Source organism: Cobetia sp. (genome assembly GCF_983723665.1).
Window position 1 is genome coordinate 1 of sequence record NZ_CFDJES010000152.1, and the last position, 6,416, is coordinate 6,416.

A 6,416-nucleotide genomic window follows, 5' to 3' on the forward strand; every position below is an offset into this window, starting at 1 on the left:
TTCATCGCGCGACAGGCGCGCATAGTCCGGCTCGCGCCCGGTCGGCGCCAAGGCGTGGTGCGCGCTGACCTTGCTGTCATTGAAGGCGCGCGAGCGCAGGCTGAAATCGGCGCCGCCACTGAAGCGTTCAAGCTCGCGGTCACCCACGCAGGCACTGATCATCAGATTGGCCATGCCGGCGTGATGTTCGCGCGGCAGGTAGCGACAGTCGGAGCGCGGATAGGTGATCAGCTGATGACGCTCGTAAAGCGCCTGACAGGTGTCGAGGACCTTCTGGGCGGGCAGGCGAAAACGGCGCGCGGCATCGACCTGCAGCGCCGAGAGCGAATAGGGCAGCGGCGCGGGCTGTGACTTGTCGCTGGCCTCGACACTTTCGACATGGCCATCGCCGAGGGTGGTCAAGGTCGCGAGATGGCGGGCGAGGCGCTCGGCGGGACGGCTATCCAGCAGGCGACCCTTGTCATCGAGTGGCAGCGGGGTGCCCTTGTCCGCCAGACGTTGCAGCCAGGGTGAGCTGGGCGCATGCCACCAGGCCTTGAAGCTGCCCGCCGCCACGCCAGCCTCTATCCACAGCGGGAAGAAGGCGCGAGGCTCGAAGGCCTCGATTTCCTCGTCACGGCGCACGACCAGCCCCAGCAGCGGCGTCTGCACGCGTCCCACTGACAATACGCCATCGTGGCCGGCCTGACGCCCGGTCAATGTCCAGGCGCGGGTCAGGTTCATGCCATACAGCCAGTCGGCGCGCTGGCGCGCCAGCGCGGCTTCATAGAGCGGCTGCCAGCGCTGATTGTCGTCCAGCTTGTTGAGGGCACGGCTGACGGCGGGGCGGTTCATGTCGCTGATCAGCAGGCGTTTGACCGGCCCGCGCCAGCGCATGTGCTCCAGCACTTCCTGCACCAGCAGCTGGCCTTCGCGATCGGGGTCGCCGGCATGCACGACCTCATCGGCCAACTTGAGCTGCTCGCGGATGGTCTTGAGCTGACCGCGCGCCTGGCTGCGCGGCTTGAGCTTCCATTGCTCGGGGATGATCGGCAGGTGATCCAGCGACCAGCGCTTGAAGCGCTCGTCGTAGTCATCCGGCGGGGCCTGCTCCAGCAGGTGGCCGATGCACCAGGTGACACGGGTGTCACCGGCATCGATATAGCCGTCGCGCTTGCTTGAGCGTCCGGGCAGCGCCTCGGCAATGGCGCGGGCGAGGCTGGGCTTTTCGGCGATGATCAGGCGCATCGGGCATCCTGCGGTCAAAGGCTGTCGATATGATGATCCATACAGTATGCCGTTGGCCCGAGGCGGGGATCAATCGTCGTCGAGCGCGCGACGCGCCTGGACGAGGGCGCGATACCAGTCGCGGTTGGCGGTCTGGATCAGCGGGGGGCGATTGGAGAGATAGCTGACCGGGTGATGGTCGGCGGGCTGATAGTTGCTGAGCATGTTGAGCGTCGCTTCACGGGCGCCGAAGGTATCGCGCAGGAACTCGATGGCCAGCGGCTCCAGCTCGACGCGGTAGTGGCGCACCAGTGCGATGGCCAGTGATTCGGCGGTGCGTGACAGGTCATCGTCGATCTCGCGCACCATGGCGCTGCCCAGGGCCGCCTTGGCCGCCGCGGACTGATTGGGCTCCAGCTGGCCGAAATAGGCGGCGTTGGAGCCATTGATGGCGCGCTGCACGGCCGGGCGTGACAGGTGTATGTGGGGCTCCAGCGCGAGGGCGATCTCGACCGCCATCGCCTTGGCCTTGTCGACACCGACGCGCAGCACCGTCTCGCGCGCCTGGTAGGCGATCTCGCTGTCGACGCGCTTGATGCGGCTCTCGTTCAAGTGATCGGCCAGATGCTTGCAGACCTCCGCCTTGGCTTCATCGTCCAGCGCGATGGTCTTTTCCTGGATGCGCAGACCACGACGGCCCGGGCCGACCCGCAGGCGGGTGGCGTCATCGGACATCTGCGAGGCGATGTTTTCCCAGCGCTTGGACATCTTGAGGAAGACGGCGTGACTGCGCCCGACCTGCTCGTAGGCATTGGTCACCGTCTTGTAGAGGCGGATGGCGTTGGTGAGGATGTCGGCGCGCGAGCGCAGCGCGGCGCGGTGTTCACGATCGCCTTCATTGACCGCGATCGCCAGATGCGTCACCTGTTCGGCAAGGGCGTCCATCGCCTGGGTGGAGCGCTCCAGCAGTACCTCGGCGCGCAGGCCGGAGGCGGCATCCTCCACCAGGGTGCCGGACTGCTCGGCCAGATAGACCGTCAGCGCCTTGAGGCGTGACAGGCCGGTGGCCTGACGTATGCGATAGCGTGAGCGGGCATGCTCGAGGTTGTCCAGCGCGCGCGCCAGCTTCCAGCGGCCACGGTATTCGAAGGTCAGCAGCGGAATCTTGCGCCCGCTGATCAGCTCGAAGGCCAGAATCAACATCTCCTCCACGTCCTGCAGGGTCATCAGCAGGTCGTTGTCCTGCTCGATGGCCGCCAGCACACGCTCGATGAAGTTCTCGTCACGCGGCACGCCGCTGTGCAGGTCGGGCGCGCGCCCTTCGAAGCGCTCACGCAGCAGGCCGATGGCCTCGGGGGCCAGCTCGGCCAGCTCATTGAACTGGGGCTCGAGCCATTCGCGGTTGAGGCTGTTCATGTCGCGGATACGCGCATGCAGGCCCACGCGACGGTAGACGTCGATCTGACTGATGATGCGCGCGGCATCACGGTCATCGAGCAGCTCCAGCGCCGCCAGCTCGACCCCCTCCGGCGCCAGGTCCTGCTTGCGCAGCAGCATGGCCGCCGCTTCACGCCGGCGGGCATCGCCTTCCAGGCTCTCGACGATCAGATTGCGCGTGGCGAGGATCAGCTCCGGCACGGTGTCGATGACGCGCTCGATCTTGGCTTCGGTGCGGTCATAGCGCCGTGAGCTGGTCAGGTTGTGGGCGATATTGGCCACGATGCCCGCGACACCGGTGATGACGGTGTAGGAGATGAAGAAGATGTAGTTCTCGAAGGTCGGTTCCTTGCCGTAACCGAGCAGATAGCCGCCCCAGGCACCGATCAGCGTCACCGGGCCTGCGGTCCACAGGATCTGCATCAGGCTCACCGACCAGGGCACACGCTCCACGGCCTGGGTAATGCGGCGAATCTCGTCGCGGCCCTCACGCTCCAGACGCACCTGGGGCGCGTCATTGGCAGTGTTGGCTCGGGGACGAAAGGGGCTCGGCAACAGCAAGGCAGGCTTCCTTGATTGAACGGGGTGGGGCATCTGGCGCGACATGGGCTGCCGAGAGGTTCGTGAGCACGAGCCTCGAGCGCAGCGCGGGGCAAAGGGTGTCATCAACAGTAGCATTGGGCAGCCTTTTGGCTCCAGTGAGCAAGGGCCGCAAGCGGGTCGAGCGTGGTAGAATTTCGCCCGCCACTGACTGGCCAGCGGGTCTCGCCAGGTCGTCAGGCTCACGCTAGGACATCAAAAAGCTCTGGAGGTTGTGTGGAACGAGACTTAGAAGCAGGAAAGGGTGCAGGTGACGGGGCTGAAGTCGTGTTGCTGGACGGCGGCATGGGCCAGGAACTGGTGCGTCGTAGCGGTCGTGAGCCGACGCCGCTGTGGTCGTCTCAGGTGATGCTGGATCAGCCTGAGCTGGTGCGTGACCTGCACCTGGATTTCATTCGTGCCGGCGCGCGCGTCATCACGCTCAATACCTACACGGCCACGCCGCAGCGTCTGGGCCTGGCGGGTGTCGGCGAGTCGATCGCGGCCATTCATGCCGCCGCTGGCAAGGCCGCGCGGGATGCCATCGCCCTGAGTGGCGAGGCGGACGTGCGCGTGGCAGGCTGCCTGCCGCCGCTGGTCGCCACCTATCGCCCCGATGTCGCGCCGAGTGCTGACGAATCCCTGGCCAGCTATCGCCGGCTGGTGGAATTGCAGGCACCGCTGGTCGATGTCCTGCTGTGTGAGGCGCTGTCTTCCTGCGTCGAGGCTCGCGCCGCTGCCACCGCCGCACTCGAGAGCGGCTTGCCGGTGTGGGTCTCGCTGACGGTGAAGGATGACCTGACCGCGACCCTGCGCAGTGGTGAGCCGCTGGCCGACGCGATCAGCATGCTGCAAGCGATGGGCGTGGACGCGATCCTGATCAATTGCAGCGCGCCGGAAGCCATTCAGGGTAGTCTGGAAAATCTGCTGGCCAGCCCGCTGCCGACCGGTGCCTATGCCAACGGCTTCACCTCCATCGCGGAGCTCAATCCCGGCGGCACCGTCAAGGACCTCAAGGCACGCGAAGACCTGGGGCCGGAGCAGTACGCGGCGCATGCGCTGGGGTGGGTCAATGCCGGCATTCGTATCGTCGGCGGTTGCTGTGAGGTGGGCCCGGCGCATATCGCCTGCCTGGCCGAACAGCTCAGGTCAGCAGGTTATCGCTGCGTCAGCCGCTTGAGTGAGTGAACGATGAGGGGCGAGGCTTCCTCGTGATAGACTTCGCCCCTTGATTCGCAGGTTCTGACGGGCATCGCGCCTGAGGAAACGCCGAGGTGAACGCCGAGGCGACGACCGGGATGCGGTGTCTGCAGGGCTGTGAAACGCTTTTTTAGGGAGATGCCATGCTTGCCGAGTGGGTCGAACGGCTCTTGAGTTACGCCAGTGGGGCACTTGATGCCATCCGCGCCGATGAATCCTTTCCTGCCTTCATGCAGTGGGCGCATTCGGAGGGCGTGAACTACAGCGGTGGCGACGAAGCGCTGGCGGTAGCGCTGGCGCCGGTGCTGTGGAGCCAGACTCCGCTGGTGCGACTCGACTTCGCGCGCGAGTCGTTGGCACCACCCGGACGCAACGAGCCTTGCTGGTGTGACTCGGGTCGCAAGTACAAGCAGTGCTGCGACAAGGTGCAGCTGCCGGCGATTCCGGATCACCTGATGTGGATGCTGTCGCTGCGCGAGTTCAAGGGTGAACAGCTCAAGGCGGCGCTGGCCTCTGGTCTCGCGCCGGCGCAGGCGCTGCTCGAGGCGGGGCTGATCAGCGCCGAGAGCGGCAATCGTGGTCGGGCTCAGCAGATCATGGAGGCGCTGTTCGATACCAGCGACTGGTCGCGTCTGCCCGAGCAGGCCGAGCCTGGCTTCGAGCTGCTGCTGGATCTCTATCAGGAGCGCGGCTTCACCCGCAAGAAGGCGCTGCTGCTCGATGAGGTGCTGGAGCGTGGCCCCGCCTTCCTGCGCGGCGTCGCCCTGGAGCATCAGTGTCTGCTGCATCTGGACAGCGATGATCTGGGCTCGGCGCGCGCCGCCTTCATTCGTGCCCAGCAGACGCTGCCCGATTCGCCGACGCTGGCGTATATCGAAGCCATGCTGCTGCTGCACGAAGGCCAGCCGGAAGAGGCGCAGGATCGTGCGCGCTTCTGGTGGCGTCGTCTGTCCAAGCAGAAGGACATCGAGCCCGGTCAGCTGGAATTCCTGGCGGATCTGGCCGAAAACCCGCGTGCCACGCTCGCCGAGCAGATGGTCAATTCCGATGAGTCGCTGTCGGATTCACTGGCCGCCCTGCAGGCGCTGTTCGAGGTGATCGAGCATCCGCCGCGTCTGGCGCTGGAAACGCAGGACGATGGCAGTCTGCTGTTCCGTCAGAATGCGGAGCAGGCCGTGACACTCGGGCTCTGGGAGGCGGTCTTCCCGGCGCGTATCGAGGAAGAGGCGGCGCTGGCGCTGGATATCGATCCCTGGGATGTCCAGGACCCCAACGAGTGGCTGCAGCAGCTGTGCGCCAGCCCCGAATGGCTTGACGTTCCGGCGGTGTGTCAGGGGCTGATCCTGGCACTGGCCAGTCGCTTCGGTAGCCTGCCGTGGATGTCGGACACCTTCTTCGTGCCGCTGGCACAGCGCTTCGATCGTTGGCTCGATCAGATCGAACAGGCCGGCGGCCTGTTGCGCTGGGAAGATGGCGACAACGCCCAGTTGCTGCGCTGTGGACTGGGGCTGGTGATCGGCATGGAGCGCGGTGAGCGCGAGCGTTCGCGCCAGCTGGCGGAGCGCCTGCTCAAGCTCGACGAGGAAGACAGCCTCGGCCTGCGTGAGCTGGTGCTGGATCAGCTGCTGCGCGAAGGCCGCAACGACGAGGCCGTGACCCTCGCCGAGCATGATATCGAGCGACGTGCCGTCGATGAGGAAATGCCGCTGTTGGGCATCCTGATGGGCCAGGTGCTGGCGCTCTATCGACTGGGTCGCGACAAGGACGCCGAGCAGGCACTCGAGATCGTGCGGGAAGCCAATTCGCATCTGATCAGCCTGCTGCTGGCGGAGCATCCGCGGCCGGTGAGTCTGGCGGTGGAAGCACCGGAACCCGGCACGCGTGGTGAGGCCTGGCAGTACCGCACCTTGATGCGGGACCAGTGGAAGCGCAGCGAAGGCGCGCTTGCCTGGCTGGCCAAGCATCGCTGAGCCGGTGTCAAAGGCCGCTCATGC

General features: G+C 65.9%; 4 protein-coding genes. 2 read left to right on the plus strand and 2 right to left on the minus strand.

Annotated features, from left to right (window positions below):
• Both AC4FAH_RS12595 and AC4FAH_RS12600 read right to left on the minus strand, forming a co-directional pair.
• Positions 1-1,227 (minus strand): DNA topoisomerase (locus AC4FAH_RS12595; RefSeq protein ID WP_490246138.1); only part of this gene is annotated, 1,227 nt, incomplete at its 3' end.
• 69 nt (positions 1,228-1,296) lie between these two features.
• Entirely contained in the window at positions 1,297-3,204 is a 1,908-nt protein-coding gene (locus AC4FAH_RS12600) for a coiled-coil domain-containing protein (RefSeq protein ID WP_043332458.1), read from the minus strand.
• 255 nt (positions 3,205-3,459) lie between these two features.
• On the opposite strand from AC4FAH_RS12600, the gene AC4FAH_RS12605 reads away from it, so the two are divergent.
• Both AC4FAH_RS12605 and AC4FAH_RS12610 read left to right on the plus strand, forming a co-directional pair.
• On the plus strand, positions 3,460-4,410 hold the full coding sequence (locus AC4FAH_RS12605; RefSeq protein WP_287020073.1) for a homocysteine S-methyltransferase family protein: 951 nt from the start codon (positions 3,460-3,462) through the stop codon (positions 4,408-4,410).
• A 155-nt stretch (positions 4,411-4,565) separates the two neighbouring features.
• Positions 4,566-6,392 (plus strand): SEC-C domain-containing protein, encoded by a 1,827-nt coding sequence (locus AC4FAH_RS12610; protein WP_054555069.1) that lies wholly within the window; start codon positions 4,566-4,568, stop codon positions 6,390-6,392.
• Positions 6,393-6,416: the final 24 nt, after the last annotated feature.